Here is a 20,081-nt window from a genome sequence, read left to right as displayed (position 1 = left end):
GAAGCACCATGCCTGAAACCTCCACCAAGCCTTACCTGATCCGCGCCATCTACGAATGGTGCACGGACAACGGCTTCACGCCGTATATCGCCGTCTTTGTCGACGCGAATACCAGCGTGCCGCGCGAATTCGTCAAGAACAACGAGATCGTGCTCAACGTGAGCTTTGACGCCACCAGCGGCCTGGATATGGGCAACGAGTGGATCACGTTCAGCGCGCGCTTTGGCGGCATCTCGCGCAAGATCGACGTGCCCGTGGAAAACGTGCTCGCCATCTACGCACGTGAAAACGGGCAGGGCATGGCATTCCCGGTCGAGCGCAGCGTGCCGGAAACCCAGGCCGCGACCGAACGCGAAAACAACCCGCCGCCCAAGCTGGCTCCGGTGGAGTCCGAGACCACCGTCAGCGCCGAGCAAGGCACTCCGGACGACGACGAAACCCCGCCGCCCGTGCCGCGCATCGGTGGCAAGAAGCCGTCGCTGAAGGTAGTGAAGTAAGTCATTCGCAATGCACCAAAGCGGACCGCAATGCAGTAGAATCGCGGTCTGCATCAGATATGCCGGCTTAGCTCATCAGGTAGAGCAGTTGATTTGTAATCATCAGGTGGCGGGTTCGAGTCCTGCAGCCGGCACCAATTAAAAAAAGGGGTTGCGCGTAAATCGCGCAACCCCTTTTTTGTTTCTCTTGCGCCGCATGTCATACCGGGGGCCTCGGACGCGCGCGGTGCCGGCCGCTCGAGTATGCCGACTTCAATCCAGCGTCATATGCGAGGCCCGAATGACCTCTCCCCAGCGGTCGCGCTCGCTGGCGACGAAGGCGGCGAATTTTTCCGGTGACTGGCCGCCGGGAATGCCGCCCATCTGCCGGATCTGCTCCTGCAGGTCGGGGTCACGCATGACAGCCGCGAGCTGCCGTTCCAGATCGGAGACGACACCCTGTGGTGTTTTCGCCGAGACGAAGATGCCGATCCAGGCCGTCGACAGGAAATTGTCGAACCCCGCCTGCTCCATGGTCGGAACCTCGGGGAGGCTCGGCATGCGCTGTCTGGCCGTCACGGCAAGCGCGCGCAGCTTGCCGGCGCGGATGTAGGGCAGCGCCTGCGTCAGGTTGTCAAACTGGAACGAAGTCTCCTCGGCCAGCAATGCCGTGGTGGCAGGCGTGGACCCCTTGTATGGCACGTGGATGGCATCGGTCCCCGTGCGAAGCTTGAAGAGTTCACCGACCAGGTGGCTGGTCTGCCCGATGCCCGCCGAACCAAAAGACAGCTTGCCGGGTTGTTGCTTCAGTTGCGCAACCAGGTCCGCCACGCTCCTGACCGGCGAGCGGGCATTGACCACCAGCACATTGGGAAAGGCAATGATGTCCGTGACAGCCGTCAGATCGGACGGTTGGTACGTGAGTCGCTTGTAGGCGCTGTAGTTGATTGCCTGCGGGCCGACATTGCCCGCCAGGAGGGTATAGCCGTCAGCCGGGGCCCGTAGGGCGGCCTGCGTGCCGATGATGCCGCCGCTGCCCGGGCGATTGTCTACGACGACCGGCTGACCGACACGCGCGCTCAGCTTCTGTGCCAGCAGCCGGATCGGAATGTCGATGGTGCCGCCAGCTGCGCCTGGCACGACGATGGTGATGGGCCGCGCGGGCCAGGCCACCTGTGCATGCGTGATTGAGGGAAGTGCCAGTGCCATCAGGGTAAGGGCGGTTGCCATCACGACGGAACGTTTCGCCCGGTAGAACGCTTGCATACCTCTTGCCTCCTCTTTGTGTGCTTCGTGGACCTGCAAGATCAGACTGCGTCAGGGGCGCGCTTCCTCCGTGGCCGCCGCGAAGCGGCCCAGGTGCGCGGCAGCGTTGCCGAGCAACAGATCGTTGCCCATCAGCCGCTTGCTGTAATGGCTGATCGGCGTCTCGTCCTGCAGGCCGACCGCGCCATGCAGTTGCAGAACGTCGAGCGCGATCGCGCGGCCGGCCATGCCCACCGTGTACTTCGCGGCGCTGACGCGGCACTTGCGTTCGGCGGGTGATGCCGTCTGCCAGCCGGCGAGGGTTCGCCTCACCAGGTGTCGCGCGCCATGCCAGGCGCGGTAATGGTCGACCACGCGATGCTGCAAGACTTGCTGTTCTGCCAGCGTGCGGCCGAACTGCTTGCGGGTACGCAGGTATTCGACCGTGATGCCGAGCGCTTGCCGCATGGCGCCGATGCTTTCCGCGCAAAGCGCCAGCGTGGCAAATGACAGGGCACTCTCAAGAGCGACGGCAACCGTTGCGCCGCCGGCGAGCAAGGCAGAGGGCGGCAGCGTGACCGCGTCGAGCCGCAGGCTGGCGGCGCCGCGTCCATCGTGCAGCTGGTATGCCTGTGTGGCGACGCCAGCCACATCGGCCGGTACATCGAACAGGGCCGCGCTGCCATCTTCGCGCAGCGCGGCCACGATGAAGCGATGGGCCTGGGCGCCACCCATGACCAGCGGATAGATGCCGCCAAGCCGCCAGTCATCGCCCGCCTGATGTGCGGCGACTTTCGGACGCCAGCTCCGGCCGGGACCGGAATCATCGCCACAGGCCAGCGCGCACAAGGCATCGCCACTTGCGACTGCTGCCAGCAGCGTGTCGCGCGCCGCGCTGGCGGGCATGGCAAGCAGTGCCTGCACCACCAGGACTGCATTCCACGGCAGGGGCTCCAGCACCAGCGCTTCGCCCAGCGTTTCGACAAGTGGCAGCAGGTCTTCCATCGATTGACCGAGGCCGCCGGCACTTTCCGGGATGGCCAGGTTGACGAGGCCGAGTTCGCAGAGCCCCGTCCATGCCTCCTGGTCGAAGCCGCCTTGCGCACCGACGATCCGCTGGCGGCGGTCGAAGGTGTAATGCTTGCCCAGCCAGCGCCGGACCGTGTCGACCATCATGGCCTGCTGTTCGCTCAGATGGTCGTTGCGTGGACGATCGATCTCGGTCTGCCCGGCGAAGATTGCCTTGGCGATGATCTGCTTCTGAATCTCCGAGGAACCGCCCGCCAGGGAACTGCCCCGATAGCGCCACATATGCAAGGCCAGATTTGCCGCATGCTCCGCGGTGCCGGACAAACTGCCTGGCTGCCCGTCGAGCGCTTCGGGATGGAACCGCAGCGACTCGGTGCCATGCGCATCGGTCTGGAACAAGTGAAGGTCCTGCAGCAGCTGGATGCCCTCAAGCTTCAGCAGTGAAGCTTCCAGGTCGGGGCTGCCACCCTCTGCAGCCATCCGAACGGCAGGCCACCAGGCGGCTTCCAGGGTGCGCGTGCGGATGTCCAGCTCAGCGTGGCGGCGCGCAAGCAGTGCATGTTCAACGCGCAGCGCGGGAGAGTGATCGATCTGGCGTGCCCTGACCAGTCTTGCGGCACTGGCGAGTTCTGCCTTGCATTCGGCCATGCGTGCCACGAACAGGCGTTCGATGACCAGCAGTCCCTTGGCGATCGCCCACCCGTTGTCGACCGGGCCGACCAGGTTCTCGGCTGGCACCCGCACATCGTCAAAGAAGATCTGGACGTGGAAGTGCGAGCCGTTGATATAGCGGATCGGCCGTACGGTTACCCCGGGTGAGCGCAGGTCGACGAGCAGTACCGAGATCCCATCCTGCTTGCGTGTCGCGCGCGGATCCGTGCGAACCAGAACGAGGGCCCAGTTGGCCCAATGCCCGAGGCTTTGCCAGATCTTTGTGCCATTGACGCACCACATGCCATCGTCCAGCCGCGCCGTGGTGCGCAGTGCCGCGAGGTCCGATCCGGCGTCCGGCTCGGAGTATCCCTGTGCCCAGAAGTCGTCGAAAGACAGCATGCCAGGGAGGAACTTCCGGCACTGTTCCGGCGTGCCGTGCCGGATCAGCGTGGGACCGATGGTATCGATGCCGAGATTCTCGATATGCGGCGCGTCGCTGGCGGCGAGTTCCTCGCGGAAGATGGCCTGCTGCACCAGCGACCACCCCGGGCCGCCGTGCTCGCGTGGCCAACCCGGGGCAGCCCAGCCGCGAGCATGAAGGATGCGGTGCCAGCGTGCGGCCTGTTCCCGGGTGACAAGACAGTTGGCCTGCGTTGCCGCACGGATGTCGGCTGGCACCGCCTCCGCGAGGAATGCGTGGACCTCATCGCGGAACGTCTCTTCGGACACAACGGAACTGGCGTCTGATGGATGTGGCATGGCCCTTTTTCTTTCTGGTTACGTGGCATCAAATGGCCGGCTGTGCATGGTTTGCCGCGCCCCCCGTACCGTTCTGTCGTCAGCCTTGCCAGTACGGCTTGCGCTTTTCCACGAAGGCGGCGATCCCCTCCCTGGAGTCTTCCGTCGCAAAGACATTGCCAAACGATTCCACGGCCGTGGCGATCCCGCGCCGGTAGTCGCCATCATTGGCGCGCAGGAATGCCGTGCGTCCCATCCGCATCACGACCGGGGACTTCTCGCATAGCGTCTGCGCCAGCGCACGCGCTTCGCGCATGACGTCTTGCTCCGGAACGACACGGCTGACCAGTCCGAGCGACATGGCTTCGGCCGCGCCGAACGAGCGGCCCGTGAACAGCAGGTCGAACGCGCGATGGCGGCCGATGATGCGCGGCAGGTGCGTGAAATGGATGGCCGGCGTAACGCCGACATCGATCTCCGGATAGCCGAAGGTCGCGGAATCGGCGGCCACGATCATGTCGCAGTGAATCGCCAGCGTCATGCCGCCGCCGCGCGCAGTCCCGCTCACCGCGGCAATGGACGGCTTGCCGAGGTTGAACTGTGCTTCGTGCAGCCCGTTGTAGAGCTTGTCGACAAGCTGGTACGCGCGCGACGGCGTTGCACCGTGCAGCGCATCGAGCTGAAGCCCAGCGCAGAAGCGCCGCGGCACGGCGCTGCCGAGAATGACGGCACGTACGGAATCGTCCTGCGCCGCACGGCGCAAGGCGTCCAGCAGCGCGTCGATCATGCCTTCGCTCAGGGCATTGACCGGCGGGCTGTCCAGCAGGATCTCCGCGACGCGGTCGCGGACTTCATAGGTAACGGCGGACATGTCGGCTCCAGGTGTCATGCCGCGGCGCGCTGGCGCGCCGGCGGGGTGTTGGATTCAGCGCTGCCGGCAGTTGCCACGACGCCGCTCGCCTTGAGCGCGGCGATGGTGTCGGCGTCGTAGCCGGCCTGGCGCAGTACCTCCTCGGTATGCTCGCCGAGCAGTGGCGGAGCCCGGTGCGCGGCGCGGTCCTCGCCCCGGAAGCGCACGGGCAGGCCCATGTTGCGGACCGTTCCCAGCACCGGGTGCTCCGACTCGACGACCAGCCCGCGTGCCGCAAGCTGCGGATGGGCCAGGGCCTGGTCGAGCGTATGAATCGGGGCGCAGGCAACGCCCGCGTTGCGCAGCGCTTCCAGCCAGAACGCAACGGGTTCGGTCCTAATACGCGCTCTTACCAGCGCTACGGTTTCGTCGAAGTGCGCCACGCGATCGGCATTGGTCGCGAAGCGCGGATCGTCGACATAGGCCTGTAGCCCGGCAACGGGGCAGAAGCGCCGCCATTGCGCATCATTGCCGATGCCGATCATGACCGGGCCGTCCGCGGCCTCGAATACCTGGTACGGTGCCATGGCCGGATGCGCGGTCCCCATCGGGCGCGGCGGCTTGCCGCTGCACCAGTAGTTCTGCGCGAGGTAGCCCATGAAACCCATCGCGGTGTCCAGCAGCGAGACCTCCAGCTGCATGCCGCGGCCGGTTTTCTGCCGCTCGATCAGCGCGGCCAGGATGCCGCTGAACGCATGCATGCCGGTGCCGAGATCGACCGGCGAGAAACTTGCGCGGGCCAGCCTGCCGCCCGCTTCTCCCATCGTGCTGATCATGCCGCTGAAGGCCTGCAGCATGACGTCGTAGCCGGGCTCCTGACCGAGCGGGCCGGTCCGTCCGTAGCCGGAAATCTCGCAGTAGATCAGCTCGGGGTTCAGCGCCGACAGGGTTTCGTAGTCGACGCCAAGCCGCGCGGCGGCGCCGCTGCCGAATCCTTGCAGCACGATGTCGGCCTTGGCCGCCAGCGTCTGCACGATCTCACGGCCCTGCGCCGTCTTCAGGTCGACAGCGAGGCTGCGCTTGTTGTGGTTGACCGCCAGGAACGTGGCGGACTGGCCGCGGTCCTGCGGCAGCCACGCGCGCGTGTCGTCGCCGTGCCCGACGGGCTCGACCTTGATGACTTCGGCGCCAAGCTCGCCCAGGTACTGGCCGCACAGCGGGCCAGCCAGCACCTTGCTCAGGTCGAGGACCCGAATTCCCTGCAATGCAATCATGTGTCTATCCCGATTGAAATCCATATGCGGCCCCTGGCCCCTGTACCAGGGCCGGATCCACGCGTCCTATTCAGGCTTGATGTCGATCGACCGCGCCAGGGCCGTCCAGCGCGCCGCGTCGCGGTTGACGAAGTCCTGCACTTCGCCGGGCGCAAGATGGAACGGCTCGGCCCCGCGTGCGACCAGCGCACTGCCGTACGCCGCATTGCGCGCGGATTCGGCCACCGCATCGCGCAGCAATCCGACAATCGCGGGCGGCGTGCGCGCCGAGACCTGCAGCGCGAGCCAGAACTTGAGGCTTACCGCTGGATATCCCGCTTCGGCCAGCGTCGGCACATCGGGCAGCAGCGGCGAACGCGCGGCCGAGGTGATGGCCAGTGCCTTGAGCTTGCCGCCCTGAACCTGGCCAATGCAGGTGGTCATGCTGTCGAACAGGAAGTCGACATTGCCGGCCATCACGTCGCTGCTGGCGGGCGCGCTGCCCTTGTACGGGATGGTGACTGCGGAGAACTTCGCGGCCTTGAGCAGCAGCGCGCCATAGATATGCGGCGAGCTGCCCGCGCCATAGGTCGCGTAGCTGAGGTTGTCGGGCTTCTGCCTGCCCAGCCGGACCAGGTCGGCCAGGCTGCTCACACCGAGCTTGGTCGGGTGCACCACCAGCACGTTCGGCACAGTCGCGACCACGCCCAGCGCCAGCAGGTCGCGCTGCGGCTGGAAGCGCAGGTCCGGGAACATCAGCGGGTTGACGGCGTGCATGCCGACCGTGTTCAGCAGGATGGTGTAGCCATCGGGGCTGGCATCGAGCACGCTCTGCGTGCCGAGGTTGCCGCCAGCGCCGGGCTTGTTCTCCACGACGACGGTCTGGCCGAGCTTCTGCGACAACGGCACGGCAATCTGCCGCGCGACGAAGTCGCCGGGGCCGCCGGCGGCAAACGGCACCACCAGCCTGAGCGGCCGCGTGGGCCATTGGTTTGCCAGCAGTGGCCGCGCGAACAGCGCGGCGCCTGCGCCTGCAAGAAAGTTGCGGCGACCGATTCCCATATCGTCTCCAGTGATGGTCTGTGCCGGAGTCCGCGTGCGTTGCGCGGGGCAGGTGTCACTATCAAGGCCGCTTGGCTATATGTCCAAGACATCTTCTGGATGCCGGGTATCATGATCCGTTATAGCCGGCGGGGGCCAGGGAGACAGCAATGGGAATACCAGTGGACGTGCGCGGGTTGCGCAGCTTCCTCGCCGTGGCAGCGGCGGGGTCAATCTCGCGCGCGGCGGAAACGTTGCATATCGCCCAGCCTGCCGTGAGCCTGCAGATCCGGCAGCTCGAAGAGACGCTCGGCGTGGCCCTGTTCACGCGCAGCCACAAGGGCGTGTCGGTCACGGCGGCGGGCCAGCGTTTCGAGCAGCATGCCAGGGACATCCTGAAGCGGCTCGACCTTGCCTGTGAAGACGTGCGCGATCTTGTCACGGATCCGGAGGGGCGCGTCGCGATCGGCCTGCCGCAGTCCATGGCCAAGATCCTGACCGTGCCGCTGGTACGGGAGACCATCCGACGCTGGCCCAGGGTGCGGCTGCAGGTGATCGAACTGAGCACCGGGTACATCCCGAACCATCTGCTGACCGGCCATATCGATATCGGCATGACCTTCCAGGCGAACGCCGACCCCGGGCTCCTGTTCGATCATCTGGTCGACGAAGACCTTGTGCTCGTGGCCGCGCCCGGCAGGTTTGGTGGCGCGAAGCGACGCGATGCCCTGCCTGCAAAATACGTTCGCCTGGGCGATCTGAGCCGCTATCCGATGATCCTGCCCGCCGGCGAGCATGGCCTGCGGGCGCTGATCGACAGCCATTTGCGTGCCCATGAGATCGGACTGAGCGTACTGGCGGAGGTGAATGCCATCCCCGAGCTGATCGCGCTGGCCGCGGCCGGCGTCGGCTGCACGGTGCTCTCGTATGCATCGGTCTGCGCGGAACTGCGCAAGGGGCTGCTGTCGGCCGCGCGCATTGCCGAACCCGCCATGTCGCGACCGGTGTTCCTGTGCCGCTCGGCCACCATGCCGCTGTCGGTGGCGGCGTCGGCGGTGCATGAGTTGCTTGGGGAGATCGTCAGCGCGCAGATTGCCGACGGGAGCTGGCCGGCGCGCGTCGGCCCGGCGCGGCGGTAATGCCGCGCGGGCGATACGTGCCTTGTCGTCCTTATCGCGACAACACTGCCTCGATGCGCGCGATCTCGCCTTCCATCCAGCGACGCAACAAGCTGTCCGACATGACCAGCAGCGTGCTGCCGCCGAGGATGCGGTAGACCTTCCTGCGGTCGGTCTTCGAGACCTTGTCCGGGTCGAGCCACGCCTCGTTCTCCACAAGCAGCAACAGGGTCTCGAGCCCGATCAGGATCGGCCACAGGCAGGCGAGCCGCAGCCGCACGGCAGTACGCGGAATCGCGAGCGTGTAGGCCATGGCTTCGCGGAAGTGGTCGAGCGCCAGGCGCACGAGCTCGAACAGCACCGGCCGCATGCGGCGCGAATTTGCCGGCTCCAGCAGGTCGCGCGGCTCGCATCCGTAGCGGTGGAGGAGTTCCTTCGGCAGATAGCAGCGCCCGATACGCAGGTCGCTGCCGCAGTCGCGCAGCACGTTGACCATCTGCAGGGCCTTGCCGAAGCGGATGCCCCGACGCTGCATGATGGCTGGCTCTTCCCTGAGTACGCCGGGCAGGTGGGCGTAAGTCATTGCTGTCCAGAACTCTCCGACGCAGCCGGCGACGAGGTACGTGTAGCGATCAAGCTCGGCCAGTTGCTGCAACGCGCCAAGTTCGCCGGAGCGCTCGTCCGGGAACGTGCGCAGGTCGAATTCCATGCCCTCGGTCAGCGTGGTGACGATGCCGCGCACGGCGGCCCGGTCGGCGTCATCGAGCTGCGCCAGCACGTCGAACGCAGGCCGGATCGACTCCAGCAGCGCTTTCTCCTTGGATTCCGTCTGATGGTTGGCGACTTCGCGGGACAACCGGTCGGCGAACGGCATCGGGTCGCTGCGGCCATTGACACATTCGCGAAGCGCAAGCAGCAGATCAAGGCGCTCCGCGGCCGGAATCAGCGCGGTGTCCGCAATCGTGTCGGCCGCACGCGCGAGCAGGTAAGCCAGGCCGACGGGGTCGCGCATACCCGCCGGCAGGATGCGCAGCGTCAGGTAGAACGAGCGGGAAACTCCCTTCAGCAGCGGGCCGAGCAGGTAGGCCCGGGTCGGGTTTGGCATGGGTGCGGTGGTTGCGCGAGGGTAGGGCGCATTGTAGCCGTCACTTCCCGACCTAAGTTAGTAGCGGCACATTCGATTCCACCGATAACCCTTACCAAAATAACGCGTTATACGCCGCCCATGCCTGCTGGCGACAATTCCCCAAAGTCCTCACCGTGGACACTATATTCAGAACAAATAGGGAGAAGACCATGACTGCCCCCGACGATTCCCACCGCCGCCCCACACGCGAGCGGCGCCGTTTCCTGCAAGGGGCCGGCGCCCTGATGGCCCAGGCCGCGCTGGGCGCCACGGCGTTCGATGCGCTGGCTGCCGGCATGCCGGGCAAGGTCACGATGCCCTTTGCCAACGGCGAGCGCGAACTGGTTGCCTTCCCGCAGAAGCGCCCGCTGATCCTCCTGACCAGCCGCCCGCCGCAGCTCGAGACGCCGTTCAGCGTGTTCAACGAGGGCGTCCTCACGCCCAATGACGCGTTCTTCGTGCGCTATCACTGGAGCGGCATCCCGACTTCGATCGATCCGCAAGCCTATCGGCTGCGCATTGGCGGCCACGTGAAGGCGCCGCTGGAGCTGTCGCTGGCTGACCTGAAGACCCTGGCCGATCCGGTCGAGATCGTGGCCGTGAACCAGTGCTCGGGCAATAGCCGTGGCTTCTTCGACCCGCGCGTGAACGGCGGCCAGCTTGGCAACGGGGCGATGGGCAATGCGCGCTGGACCGGCGTGCCGCTCAAGAAGGTCCTGGAAAAGGCTGGCGTGCAGCCGGGTGCAGTCCAGGTTACCTTCAATGGTCTCGACAAGCCGCCGCTCGAAACCGGACCGGACTTCGTCAAGGCGCTGAATATCGATCACGCGCTCGACGGCGAGGTGATGCTGGCCTGGGCGATGAACGGCGCGGATCTGCCGATGCTCAATGGCTATCCGCTGCGGCTCGTGGTGCCGGGGCACTATGGCACATACTGGGTCAAGCATCTGTCGGACATCCAGGTCGTGGACAAGGTGTTTGATGGCTTCTGGATGGCATCGGCCTATCGCATCCCGGCGAACCCGTGCGCTTGCGTGGCGCCCGGCACTGCGCCGTCGGCGACCACGCCGATCGGCCGCTTCACGGTGCGCTCGTTCATCACCAGCCTGGAAGACGGCGCCAAGGTGCCGGCAGGCCGCGAGACGGTGGTACGCGGTATTGCGTTCGATGGTGGCTACGGTATCGCCGAAGTCGCCTTCTCCGCGGATGGCGGACGGTCGTGGCAATCGGCAAAACTCGGCCAGGACCTTGGCCGCTACTCGTTCCGCGAATGGACGGCGGCGCTGCGCCCGCCGCGCCGCGGCAACCTGGACCTGCGCGTGCGCGCTGTGAACCGCATTGGCCAGAGCCAGCCGCTCGAGGCGCTGTGGAACCCGCCCGGCTATATGCGCAACGTGGTCGAGACCACGCGCGTCACGGCGGTTTGAGGGAGGCGGACATCATGAAAATGAAGACCCTGATCGCCGCCGCGCTCGCCGCCATCGCCGTGCCAGCCATGGCGCTGGAAGTGACCCTGCCCGCGGAAACAGCCGCCTATCGTCCGAGCGATCTGCCCGGTTACCGGCTGGTGCAGCAGAACTGCATGACCTGCCATTCGGCGCAGTACGTGGAGACGCAGCCGCAGACCTCCAACCGCGCCTACTGGGACGCGACCGTCAAGAAGATGAAGAAGCCCTTTGGCGCGCCGCTGCGCGACGAAGACATGCCGGCCATCGTTGACTACCTCGTCAAGACCTATGGCGCGGAGCGCGGCAGCGCAACGCCCGTAGCGGCCGTTCCCGTGCCCGCCGCGGCAGCAGCCAATGGCGGACCGCGCACGGCGGATGCGCTGCTCGGCGCCAACCAGTGCAGCGCCTGCCATGCGGTCGACAAGAAGGTGGTCGGCCCTGCTTTTCATGACGTGGCGGCCAAGTACGCAGGCAATGCCGATGCTACGGGCAAGGTGATGCAGAGCATTCGCAACGGCGGCAGTGGCAGGTGGGGGCAGGTGCCGATGCCAGGCTTCCCGCAGTTGGATGAGGCGGATTTGAAGACGCTGGCGACGTGGGTGTTGTCGCGATAACGGAATCGGGCTACGTGAATGCGTAGCCCCTTCTCTTTATGCCGCCACGCTTTCGTCCTGGCCCTGTGACTCGAGCTTCAATGCCCACCCGAGTGACTTCCATGACCGTAATGATGGTCAGGTCAGGGGCAGGATGGTCGACGAGCTGTCGTTCTTGGCGCACGTCAAGCACGCCGACCCATGCATGGCCACAAGCCGGCGAGCCCGCGCCGTCTATTCTTGCCCCGACATCTGACAAGCGAGCACCCATTCCAACTGCGCCTTCAGCAATCCGAGCAGGCAGAACGCGCTGAAGCACTTCTCCGATCGCTCGCTTTGCTGCTCAAGCAAGTCGAGAACCCCTTCAAGACCTGCGCTGACTTGCTGCAGGCTGGAGTTCGCTGCGGAAACATCGATTGTGGACATTTGACCTCCATGGTGTGTAGAAGGTCGACCGCGAACTATTGAGGGGAGGGCGGCGGACCTTGACGACGAGGGTGGAAAACCGGTGTATCGACCAAAACCGGTCAGCCTTGCGGCTGCCTCGTGTCCGGCCCGCCATGGAAACGACGACAAGCGCGTACGCGAATGAGAAGGGCGCCGAAGCGCTCCTTTGGTCGGTCGATGCATTCAGGCTTCCACACCCGGTCACCGCAACGCGATGACGGCCTCAAGTGTTCCTCGGCGCCGATGACGAATCGATAGGACACTTCGCATTTCCGTACAGCGGCATACGCCGCATCGCCATATCATGCGGGCTCGCCAAAATCGAGCAACACCTTGCAGCTCTCGCGCGGATTGCGCTCAGCCAGGTCGAAGGCGCTTGCGACTTCGCGGAAGTCGAACTGGTGCGTGACGATGTGGCCCGGATCCACCAGTCCGCGCGAGATCCAGTCGATCACGGTAGGGAACATCGCGCAGTTCAGGCGCGACGCGTAGACGCTCAGCTCCTTTTTTGTCAGCTCCTGCTGCGGAATCGCAGACGGCGTCGCGGAAAAGCCCAATACGCCGATCCGGCCTGCCGGCGCGGCAAGACGCACCGCCTCTTCCAGGATCGACGGGTGGCAGACCGCGTCATAGATCAGCGTCGGGCCGCCATCCACCCCGCGCCGCGCAAGGGCCAGCTCCAGCGGTTCACGCGCGGTGTTGATGATTTCGTCCTCTTCGGCACCGCAACCACGCGCCAGCGCCAGGCGCTCGTCAACGTGATCGGTGATGAAAGTGCGCACACCGTACACGCGCTTGAGCACCTGCAGCAGGTTGAGACCGACCGGCCCGGCGCCATAGACCAGTGCAATGTCTTCGCACAGCACGCCGGTGCGGTAGGTGACGTTGGCCGCCACGGCGAACGGTTCGATCACCGAGGCGCTGGTTGTCGCCAAGCCATCGGGAACCGCGTAGGCATTGCGCGCCGGTACGCACGCGTACTCGCTGAAGCCGCCGTCGCGGTGCACGCCGATGACCTGCAGGTGGGTGCAGACGTTCTGCCGGCCGATCCGGCAGGCATGGCACTGTCCGCAGCTGATCACCGGATCCACCACCACTCGCTCTCCGATGCGCGACGTGTCGACGCCGGCGCCGACCGCGTCGACGCGACCCACGAACTCATGGCCAATGATGCGCGGATAGGCCACGAAGGGGTTCTTGCCGTGGAAGATATGCAGGTCCGAGCCGCAGATGCCGGCATAGCGCACGCGCACGCGGACTTCACCGGGAGCGGGCGCGGGGGTTGGCCGTTCGCACACGGCCATGCTGTTCGGTTGATCGACGACAACGCTCAACATCCTGAGTCCTTGTTCTGAAGGCCTGGGCCGGATTACCAGTGCCACATCGAGCCATCACGCAGGCGTGCCACCGGCAGGTAGGCGCGTTCGTACGGATACCTGGCGGCCAGGGTCTCGTCGATGTCGACGCCAAGGCCCGGCACTTCATCCATGACGAGGTAGCCATCTTCGAAGCGGTAGTTGTGCGGAAAGACCTCGTCGGTCAGGGCGCTGTGCGGCATCAGTTCCTGAATGCCGAAGTTTGGCGCCCACAACCCGAAGTTGACCGCGGCCGCCATGCACACCGGAGACAGGTCGGTGGCGCCATGAAAGCCGGTGCGCACCTGGTACATGGCGGCGAAGTCCGCGATGCGCCGCACGTGCGTGATGCCGCCGGCGTGCACGATGGTGGCGCGGATGTAGTCGACCAGCTGGTTGCTGATCAGGTCCTTGCAGTCCCAGATGGAATTGAAGATCTCGCCGACCGCCAGCGGCGTAGTGGTGTGCTGGCGAATGAGGCGGAATGCGTCCTGGTTCTCGGCGGGCGTGGCATCCTCCAGCCAGAACAGGCTGTAGGGTTCGAGTGCCTTGCCGAGGCGGGCCGCTTCGATGGGTGTCAGCCGGTGGTGCGCATCATGCAGCAGATGGGGTTCGAAGCCGACCGCCTCGCGCACCTTGCGAAAGAGCTCCGGCGCGTGGCGCAGGTAGAGCGAGGTGTCCCACGGCTCCTCCGGGGGCAGGCCTTTCTCCGCGGGTTCGTAGTGGCCTTGTTGCTTGCCCACGCCGTACACCTTCGCCAAGCCCGGCACGCCGGATTGCACGCGGATTGCCTTGTAGCCTTGCTCGATATGCTTGTGTACGGCATCGATGGCTTCGCTGTGGTCGCGGCCATTGGCATGGCTGTACACCATCAGCCCGTGGCGGCTGCGGCCGCCCAGCAGCTGGTACACCGGCATGCCCGCCAGCTTGCCCTTGATGTCCCACAGCGCCATGTCGATGGCCGCGATGGCGGTCATCGTGACGGGCCCGCGCCGCCAGTAGGCGCCGCGGTAAAGGTATTGCCAGATGTCCTCGATATCGCGCGGGTCCCGCCTAATCAGACAGGGAATGACGTGTTCCTCGAGGTAGGCCCTGACGGCCATTTCCCGGCCATTGAGCGTGGCATCCCCCAAACCATGCACGCCTGCGTCCGTCACGACCTTGACGGTCACAAAGTTGCGGCCCGGGCAGGTGACGATGGTCTGGATCCGTTCGATCTTCAAGGCGTGCTCCTGGCGCTGCGTGCAAGGGGGAAATCCCGACGAGGGGAAGGCATGCCACGCAGGTTATAGCGGGGGCGTCACGGGGAGTGGAGGCAGCTTCTGCAGCGGTAAAGCGCACCTTCTGCATAGGTCTGGCGAAACGGCCGCACGTTTGTGCGGGTACCCCGTGGTACGTTGAGCCTCGGTCCAGACAGCAGGCATTCGAGGCACGATGCAGCATTGCAAACGATCGAGGTACCGGCCATGAGGCTGGCGCAGCGTACCCTCTGCAGCGCCAATGCAGGCGTGCGTCAGCCCGGCTACGACCGCAGCCGCCTGTCGCGCGGCGTGGTGCACATCGGGTTGGGCGCCTTCCATCGCGCGCACCAGGCGCTGTACACCGAAGCGGCGATCCGCAGCGGCGACACGCGCTGGGGCATCGTCGGCGTCAGCCTGCGGGGACCACGCATGGCGCGTGCGCTGTCTGCGCAGGATGGCTTGTATTCGGTCACCGAGCGGCAAGGCGCGGAGGCGACCACGCGCATCGTGGGCGCGGTGGTGCAGGCCCTTTACGCGCCGCATGCGCTGGAGCAGGTCCTTGGGGCGCTCGCGGACCCGGCCGTGTCCGTGGTGACCTGCACCGTCACGGAGAAGGGATACAGCCAGCACCCGTCCACCTCGGACCTCGACACCGCCGATACGGATATCCAGCACGACTTGTCCTGTCCCGACGCACCAAGAAGCACGCTCGGCGTGCTGGCGGCCGGCCTGCGCCGGCGGCCACCGGATGCGCCGCTCAGCATCGTGTGCTGTGACAACATGGCCGGCAACGGCGATGCGCTGCGCAGGCTGCTGGTGCAGTACGCAATGCTGATCGATCCGGTGCTCGCGCGGCGCATCCGGGACGATGTGGCGCTGCCGAACGCCATGGTGGACCGCATCGTGCCGGCTGCCACGCCAGCATCGCTGAACTGGGCGCAGCAGCGCCTCGGCTTGCGTGACGAGGCGGCCATTGTCTGCGAGACGTTCTCGCAATGGGTGATCGAGGACCGCTTCGCCGGGCCGCGGCCCGCATGGGAAGCGGGTGGAGCGCTGCTGACCGGCGATGTCCGGCCCTTCCAGGCCATGAAGCTGCGGCTGCTGAACGGCACGCACTCGGCGATCGCCTATGCCGCGCAGCTGTGCGGCATCGAGACCGTTGCCGCGGCGATGGCCGATCCGGTCCTCGAGGCCTTCGCGCGGGGCGCGATGGACGACCTGCGCGCCACCGTGGCAGCGCCGCCGGGATTCGACGTGAGCCGCTACGGCAAGGAACTGCTGTGCCGCTTCCGCAATGCCGCGCTCGAGCACCACACCGCGCAGATCGCGACAGACGGCACGCAGAAGATCCCGGTGCGCTGGCTGCCGGCTTTGCGCGAGAGCGCTGCCGCAGGCATCGAGCGGCCATACCTGGAGCGCGCGCTGGCGGTGTGGCTGCACTACCTGCGCAGCGAAAGCAGCGACCACGGCGAGGCGCTCGTCATCCGCGATCCCGGTGCCCCGGCGCTGGCCGCACGGCTGCGCGCGGCGGGCTGCGACGCGGCAGCCATTCGGCAGGCCCTGGCCCATGCCGCCGTCTTTGGCGACGAGCCGTGGCCAGAGCCGCTTACCCACCGCCTTGCCGGACATCTGAAGGTACTGGGCGAGCGCGGCACGGTTGCACTGCTGTCCTGCTAAGCCACACCCATGAACAAAGGGAGACAACGACTTCATGGCCAAGCTGTTTACCCGCCGCCAGTTCGGCGCACTCGCCGCCGGTGGCATGGCACTGGCATTGCCCGTGCGAAGGGCGTTCGCTCAGAGCGCCGCCATCAGGCTCAAGTACGGTACCGCTTTCCCTGCGGACCATCCGGGCACGGTGCGTATCAAGGAGGCCGCCGAAGCCATTCGTCGGGACACCGGTGGCAAGGTCGACCTGCAGGTCTATCCCAACAGCCAGCTGGGCAGCGAGCCCGACATGATCTCGCAGACGCTGGCCGGCGCCATCGATTTCATGTCGACGGCCGGCACCAACCTGCAGACGCGGGTGCCGGCCGCCAGCATCAACGGTGTTGCCTATGCCTTCAAGGACTACGCCACGGTATGGGCCGCGATGGACGGGGCGCTCGGCGCCTATGTCCGGGCCGCGCTTGCCAGGGTGAACCTGCACGTCTTCGAAAAGTGCCTCGATAACGGCTATCGCCACATCACATCCTCTGTCCGGCCGGTGAACACGCCTGCGGACCTGAAGGGATTCAAGATCCGCGTGCCCGCGATCCCGCTCTGGGTTGCAATGTTCAAGACCCTGGGCGCGTCGCCGACGGTCATACCCTTCGCCGACCTCTATTCGGCGCTGCAGACCCGGGTGGTGGACGGGCAGGAGACGCCGCTCTCGCTGATCCGCAGCGGCAAGCTCTATGAAGTCCAGAAGTACTGCTCGCTCACAGGGCATACCTGGGACGGACACTTCATCTTCGGCAACGCGAAGAAATTCCAGGCCCTCCCGCGCGAGGTGCAGGCATCGCTCACCACGCGCTTCACGGCCGCGGCGCTGAAACAGCGCGAAGACATTGCGCGCGCCGATGTCGACGCGCAGGCGGAAATGGCCCGGCTCGGTATCACCTTCAACCGGCCCGATCCGGCGCCGTTCCGCCAGCTGCTGCAACGCGAGGGTTTCTATACGGCATGGAGGAAGAAGTTTGGCGACGAGGCATGGGGGAAGCTGGAGCAATACACCGGTCCCCTGGCCTGAGGCCGGCGCGATCCCGCCACCGCGAAAGAGGAGACAGTGATGGAGCCCACCTCCGGGACCCTGGTCCTGCCCGCACATGCACCCGTGACCATCAGCGCGCGCTGGGGGCGCATCCTGGCCTGGCTGGTCGAGGTGCCGACAGCGCTGATCGTCGTTGCCGAAATCCTGATCCTCGGCGGCGGCGCGTTTGCGCGCTATGCCTTGCATGCGCCGGTGCCGTGGACCGATGAACTTGCCGGCATTCTGTTCCTCTGGCTGGCGATGTTCGGCGCCGTCATCGCGCTACAGCGCAGCGCGCATATGCAGCTCACCACCTTCATCAAGAACGCGCCGCCGCGCCGGCGCGCGTGGCTGGATGCCTTCGGCATGTGGATGGTGGTGGCGTTCCTGTTGCTGCTGTTGCGGCCTGCATGGGAACACCTGGCAGAACACGTCGACGTGCTGACGCCGACGCTGGAGATCAGCGAAGCCTGGCGCGCCGGTGCGGTGCTTGCCGGGGCCGTACTGATGCTCGTGACTGCCGTCGTCCGCCTGCTGGCGCTTGCGAGCCTGAAGCAGCTTGCAGCGAGCGGCGCGCTGGTGGTGGCCGGCGCCGGCGTGCTGTGGCTGCTGTCGCCCGTGCTGATGGACCTGGGGAATGCCAACCTGGTGATCTTTTTCCTGCTGATGCTGGTCGGCTGCGTCGCCGTCGGCATGCCCATTGCCTTCGCCTTCGGGCTTGCCACGCTTTGCTACCTCGCGCTGTCCACCGATACGCCGCTGTCCATCATTCCGAACCGCATGCAGGAGGGCATGTCCCACCTGATCCTGCTGGCGGTGCCGCTATTCGTCTTCCTGGGCGCACTGATCGAGATGACGGGGCTGGCGCGCGCCATGATCCATTTCCTGGTAGCACTGATTGGGCACGTGCGCGGGGGGCTGCAGTACGTGCTGCTCGGCGCGATGTACATCGTTTCAGGGATTTCCGGCTCCAAGGCCGCCGACATGGCGGCAGTGGCGCCGGCGCTGTTTCCCGAGATGAAGCAGCGCGGCGCCCGGGATGGCGACCTGATCGGGCTGCTGTCGGCGTCGGGGGCGATGTCGGAAACCATCCCGCCCAGCATTGTGCTGATCACGGTCGGGTCGGTGACGGGAGTATCGATCACGTCGCTGTTCATCGGTGGCCTGGTGCCTGCCGTGGTCGGGCTGGTGATGATGGCGCTTGTAGTCTGGTACCAGACGCGCAACGAAGACATGAGCGGCGCGGTGCGGCCGTCGCGGCGGGAAATCCTCAGGTCGCTGCTGGTTGCGCTGCCGGCACTGGCGCTGCCGGTCATCATCCGTACCGCGGTCGTGGAGGGCGTGGCCACGGCGACGGAAGTCTCGACCATCGGCATCTTCTACACCGTGCTGGCAGGCGTACTGGTCTATCGGCAGTTCAACTGGCGCCGGATCTACCCGATGCTGGTCGACACGGCGGCGCTGTCGGGGGCCATCCTGCTGATCGTCGGCTGCGCCACCACCATGGCCTGGGCGCTGACCCAGTCAGGCTTTGCACAGGACCTGGTGACGATCATGTCTGCCGTGCCCGGCGGCAAGACTGGTTTCCTGCTGGTATCGGCGCTGGCCTTTGTCCTGCTGGGCAGCCTGCTCGAGGGCATTCCAGCCATCGTGCTGTTCGGGCCATTGCTGTTCCCGATCGCCAAGCTGGTCGGCGTGCACGAGGTGCACTACGCCATGGTGGTGATCTTCGCGATGGGCCTGGGCTTGTTCGCGCCGCCGTTTGGCGTGGGCTTCTATGCCGCCTGCGCGATCGGGCGGGTTTCGCCAGACGTGGCGATGCCGAGGGTCTGGCCGCACATGGCGGCGCTGTTCATCGCGCTGTTGCTGCTGGCGCTGGTGCCGTGGTTTTCCATCGGCTTTCTCTGAGCGGGACGTGCGGCTCCGGGATCAGGCTTCGACGGCCGATGCATTGCCGGCCGCCTTCCCCAACTCGCGCCACGCCAGGAACAAGCGCGTGTCGAATTCCAGCTGGTGGTAGTGCGGCTCCATGTGCTCGCACAGGCGATAGAACGCCTTGTTGTGGTCGCTCTCCTTGAGGTGAGCGAGTTCGTGCACGACGATCATGCGCAGGAATTCCGGCGGTGCCTCCTTGAACAGCGAGGCCACGCGTATTTCCTTCTTGGCCTTGAGCTTGCCGCCCTGCACGCGCGAGATGGCGGTATGCAGGCCCAGCGCCTTGTGGGCCGTGTCGAGGCGGGCGTCGTAGCCAACCTTGTGCAGCGGCGGTGCGCTGCGCAGGTATTCCTGCTTCAGTTCATTGGTGTAGTCGTACAGCGCACGGTCGGTCTGGACGCCGTGACGCTGCGGGTAGCGGCGGGCGAGGTGCTCACCCAGCTTGCCGGTCGCCACAAGGTCGCGCACCTGGTCCAGCACGCCGGGCGGATAGCCGCCCAGGAAGCGCATCGGGTCCTTCGCGGACGGCTGCCAGGTGTTCGCGTTCACTGCGCGCCGATCAGTGGTGGTGATGGTGGTGCATCCAGCTGTTGTCCATCGAATTGACGAAGGACTCCACGGCGTCCTTGTCGCCGGTGGCGTGGCGCATCAGCTCGCCGCACTTGCAGAAGCCCTGGTAAGGCGTGATATGCGAGCAGGCCGAGGTCTTCTGCAGGTACAGCGTGACGGGCTTCGTGCACTTCTTGCACTTGAACTTCAGGGTCAGGGCGGGTTTGCTCATGGGCGAATGAAATCAATGCG

The 20,081-nt window shown here is 65.9% G+C and carries 18 protein-coding genes and 1 tRNA gene; 8 read left to right on the top strand and 11 right to left on the bottom strand.

What is annotated here, in order from left to right; genetic code table 11:
* Positions 1 to 8: 8 nt before the first annotated feature.
* Both AC3FNH_RS20580 and AC3FNH_RS20575 read left to right on the top strand, forming a co-directional pair.
* Positions 9 to 497 carry a ClpXP protease specificity-enhancing factor gene (locus AC3FNH_RS20580; RefSeq protein WP_488721405.1) on the top strand — a complete coding sequence of 163 codons (489 nt, stop codon included), beginning with the start codon at positions 9 to 11 and terminating at the stop codon, positions 495 to 497.
* Positions 498 to 558: 61 nt separating this feature from the next.
* Positions 559 to 634: transfer RNA gene (locus tag AC3FNH_RS20575), tRNA-Thr, on the top strand.
* 115 nt (positions 635 to 749) lie between these two features.
* Here the strand turns inward: AC3FNH_RS20575 and AC3FNH_RS20570 are convergent.
* The 5 genes from AC3FNH_RS20570 to AC3FNH_RS20550 all read right to left on the bottom strand — a co-directional run bounded on the left by AC3FNH_RS20570 (position 750) and on the right by AC3FNH_RS20550 (position 7,307).
* Complete coding sequence (locus AC3FNH_RS20570; protein WP_276098727.1) at positions 750 to 1,742, bottom strand: Bug family tripartite tricarboxylate transporter substrate binding protein; 993 nt, start codon at positions 1,740 to 1,742, stop codon at positions 750 to 752.
* A gap of 51 nt (positions 1,743 to 1,793) precedes the next feature.
* Complete coding sequence (locus AC3FNH_RS20565; RefSeq protein WP_488721404.1) at positions 1,794 to 4,163, bottom strand: acyl-CoA dehydrogenase family protein; 2,370 nt, start codon at positions 4,161 to 4,163, stop codon at positions 1,794 to 1,796.
* 79 nt (positions 4,164 to 4,242) lie between these two features.
* Positions 4,243 to 5,013: an enoyl-CoA hydratase/isomerase family protein gene (locus tag AC3FNH_RS20560; RefSeq protein WP_488721403.1), complete on the bottom strand. Its 771-nt coding sequence runs from the start codon at positions 5,011 to 5,013 to the stop codon at positions 4,243 to 4,245.
* A 14-nt stretch (positions 5,014 to 5,027) separates the two neighbouring features.
* The gene (locus AC3FNH_RS20555; RefSeq protein WP_488721402.1) at positions 5,028 to 6,266 is read right to left on the bottom strand and encodes a CaiB/BaiF CoA transferase family protein; all 1,239 of its coding nucleotides are present in this window, start codon (positions 6,264 to 6,266) and stop codon (positions 5,028 to 5,030) included.
* Between the two features lie 66 nt (positions 6,267 to 6,332).
* The gene (locus tag AC3FNH_RS20550) at positions 6,333 to 7,307 is read right to left on the bottom strand and encodes a Bug family tripartite tricarboxylate transporter substrate binding protein (protein ID WP_276098723.1); all 975 of its coding nucleotides are present in this window, start codon (positions 7,305 to 7,307) and stop codon (positions 6,333 to 6,335) included.
* Between the two features lie 149 nt (positions 7,308 to 7,456).
* Here AC3FNH_RS20550 and AC3FNH_RS20545 point away from each other — a divergent pair, with 149 nt between their 5' ends.
* Positions 7,457 to 8,425: a LysR family transcriptional regulator gene (locus AC3FNH_RS20545; protein ID WP_488721401.1), complete on the top strand. Its 969-nt coding sequence runs from the start codon at positions 7,457 to 7,459 to the stop codon at positions 8,423 to 8,425.
* Between the two features lie 31 nt (positions 8,426 to 8,456).
* Here AC3FNH_RS20545 and AC3FNH_RS20540 read toward each other — a convergent pair whose 3' ends face one another.
* Positions 8,457 to 9,509 (bottom strand): phytoene/squalene synthase family protein, encoded by a 1,053-nt coding sequence (locus tag AC3FNH_RS20540; RefSeq protein WP_488721400.1) that lies wholly within the window; start codon positions 9,507 to 9,509, stop codon positions 8,457 to 8,459.
* 191 nt (positions 9,510 to 9,700) lie between these two features.
* Between AC3FNH_RS20540 and sorA the strand changes: the two genes are divergently transcribed.
* Both sorA and sorB read left to right on the top strand, forming a co-directional pair.
* Entirely contained in the window at positions 9,701 to 10,957 is a 1,257-nt protein-coding gene (sorA, locus tag AC3FNH_RS20535) for a SorA family sulfite dehydrogenase catalytic subunit (RefSeq protein ID WP_488721399.1), read from the top strand.
* Between the two features lie 14 nt (positions 10,958 to 10,971).
* The gene (sorB, locus tag AC3FNH_RS20530; protein ID WP_488721398.1) at positions 10,972 to 11,592 is read left to right on the top strand and encodes a SorB family sulfite dehydrogenase c-type cytochrome subunit; all 621 of its coding nucleotides are present in this window, start codon (positions 10,972 to 10,974) and stop codon (positions 11,590 to 11,592) included.
* 213 nt (positions 11,593 to 11,805) lie between these two features.
* On the opposite strand, the gene AC3FNH_RS20525 is transcribed toward sorB, so the two are convergent.
* The 3 genes from AC3FNH_RS20525 to manD form a co-directional block, all read right to left on the bottom strand.
* Positions 11,806 to 11,997 (bottom strand): DUF1484 family protein, encoded by a 192-nt coding sequence (locus AC3FNH_RS20525; protein ID WP_276098719.1) that lies wholly within the window; start codon positions 11,995 to 11,997, stop codon positions 11,806 to 11,808.
* A 323-nt stretch (positions 11,998 to 12,320) separates the two neighbouring features.
* Positions 12,321 to 13,355, bottom strand: coding sequence for a Zn-dependent oxidoreductase (locus AC3FNH_RS20520; RefSeq protein WP_488721397.1), 1,035 nt, complete (start codon positions 13,353 to 13,355; stop codon positions 12,321 to 12,323).
* Between the two features lie 32 nt (positions 13,356 to 13,387).
* Positions 13,388 to 14,596, bottom strand: a complete 1,209-nt coding sequence (gene manD / locus AC3FNH_RS20515; RefSeq protein ID WP_488721396.1) for a D-mannonate dehydratase ManD — start codon at positions 14,594 to 14,596, stop codon at positions 13,388 to 13,390.
* A gap of 243 nt (positions 14,597 to 14,839) precedes the next feature.
* Here manD and AC3FNH_RS20510 point away from each other — a divergent pair, with 243 nt between their 5' ends.
* Genes AC3FNH_RS20510 through AC3FNH_RS20500 form a run of 3 tightly spaced genes read left to right on the top strand, consistent with a single transcriptional unit; the run spans position 14,840 to position 19,253 of the window.
* The gene (locus AC3FNH_RS20510; RefSeq protein WP_276100830.1) at positions 14,840 to 16,291 is read left to right on the top strand and encodes a mannitol dehydrogenase family protein; all 1,452 of its coding nucleotides are present in this window, start codon (positions 14,840 to 14,842) and stop codon (positions 16,289 to 16,291) included.
* 34 nt (positions 16,292 to 16,325) lie between these two features.
* Positions 16,326 to 17,345 (top strand): TRAP transporter substrate-binding protein, encoded by a 1,020-nt coding sequence (locus AC3FNH_RS20505; RefSeq protein ID WP_488721395.1) that lies wholly within the window; start codon positions 16,326 to 16,328, stop codon positions 17,343 to 17,345.
* A gap of 39 nt (positions 17,346 to 17,384) precedes the next feature.
* Positions 17,385 to 19,253, top strand: a complete 1,869-nt coding sequence (locus AC3FNH_RS20500) for a TRAP transporter large permease (RefSeq protein ID WP_488721394.1) — start codon at positions 17,385 to 17,387, stop codon at positions 19,251 to 19,253.
* Between the two features lie 21 nt (positions 19,254 to 19,274).
* On the opposite strand, the gene AC3FNH_RS20495 is transcribed toward AC3FNH_RS20500, so the two are convergent.
* Together AC3FNH_RS20495 and AC3FNH_RS20490 are read right to left on the bottom strand one after the other, a co-directional pair.
* Positions 19,275 to 19,790, bottom strand: coding sequence for a M48 metallopeptidase family protein (locus tag AC3FNH_RS20495; protein ID WP_488721437.1), 516 nt, complete (start codon positions 19,788 to 19,790; stop codon positions 19,275 to 19,277).
* A 49-nt stretch (positions 19,791 to 19,839) separates the two neighbouring features.
* Complete coding sequence (locus AC3FNH_RS20490; protein WP_483730526.1) at positions 19,840 to 20,061, bottom strand: hypothetical protein; 222 nt, start codon at positions 20,059 to 20,061, stop codon at positions 19,840 to 19,842.
* Between the last annotated feature and the right edge of the window lie 20 nt (positions 20,062 to 20,081).

Source organism: Cupriavidus sp. 22TCCZM01-5 (genome assembly GCF_057798915.1).
This window is presented reverse-complemented; position numbering and strand designations above follow the sequence as displayed.

Bases quoted from the DNA above. Each gene is read 5' to 3' on its own strand.
- AC3FNH_RS20580 (WP_488721405.1), top strand. From the start codon at position 9: ATGCCTGAAACCTCCACCAAGCCTTACCTGATCCGCGCCATCTACGAA.
- AC3FNH_RS20570 (WP_276098727.1), bottom strand. From the start codon at position 1,742: ATGCAAGCGTTCTACCGGGCGAAACGTTCCGTCGTGATGGCAACCGCC.
- AC3FNH_RS20565 (WP_488721404.1), bottom strand. From the start codon at position 4,163: ATGCCACATCCATCAGACGCCAGTTCCGTTGTGTCCGAAGAGACGTTC.
- AC3FNH_RS20560 (WP_488721403.1), bottom strand. From the start codon at position 5,013: ATGTCCGCCGTTACCTATGAAGTCCGCGACCGCGTCGCGGAGATCCTG.
- AC3FNH_RS20555 (WP_488721402.1), bottom strand. From the start codon at position 6,266: ATGATTGCATTGCAGGGAATTCGGGTCCTCGACCTGAGCAAGGTGCTG.
- AC3FNH_RS20550 (WP_276098723.1), bottom strand. From the start codon at position 7,307: ATGGGAATCGGTCGCCGCAACTTTCTTGCAGGCGCAGGCGCCGCGCTG.
- AC3FNH_RS20545 (WP_488721401.1), top strand. From the start codon at position 7,457: ATGGGAATACCAGTGGACGTGCGCGGGTTGCGCAGCTTCCTCGCCGTG.
- AC3FNH_RS20540 (WP_488721400.1), bottom strand. From the start codon at position 9,509: ATGCCAAACCCGACCCGGGCCTACCTGCTCGGCCCGCTGCTGAAGGGA.
- sorA (WP_488721399.1), top strand. From the start codon at position 9,701: ATGACTGCCCCCGACGATTCCCACCGCCGCCCCACACGCGAGCGGCGC.
- sorB (WP_488721398.1), top strand. From the start codon at position 10,972: ATGAAAATGAAGACCCTGATCGCCGCCGCGCTCGCCGCCATCGCCGTG.
- AC3FNH_RS20525 (WP_276098719.1), bottom strand. From the start codon at position 11,997: ATGTCCACAATCGATGTTTCCGCAGCGAACTCCAGCCTGCAGCAAGTC.
- AC3FNH_RS20520 (WP_488721397.1), bottom strand. From the start codon at position 13,355: ATGTTGAGCGTTGTCGTCGATCAACCGAACAGCATGGCCGTGTGCGAA.
- AC3FNH_RS20510 (WP_276100830.1), top strand. From the start codon at position 14,840: ATGAGGCTGGCGCAGCGTACCCTCTGCAGCGCCAATGCAGGCGTGCGT.
- AC3FNH_RS20505 (WP_488721395.1), top strand. From the start codon at position 16,326: ATGGCCAAGCTGTTTACCCGCCGCCAGTTCGGCGCACTCGCCGCCGGT.
- AC3FNH_RS20500 (WP_488721394.1), top strand. From the start codon at position 17,385: ATGGAGCCCACCTCCGGGACCCTGGTCCTGCCCGCACATGCACCCGTG.
- AC3FNH_RS20495 (WP_488721437.1), bottom strand. From the start codon at position 19,790: ATGCGCTTCCTGGGCGGCTATCCGCCCGGCGTGCTGGACCAGGTGCGC.
- AC3FNH_RS20490 (WP_483730526.1), bottom strand. From the start codon at position 20,061: ATGAGCAAACCCGCCCTGACCCTGAAGTTCAAGTGCAAGAAGTGCACG.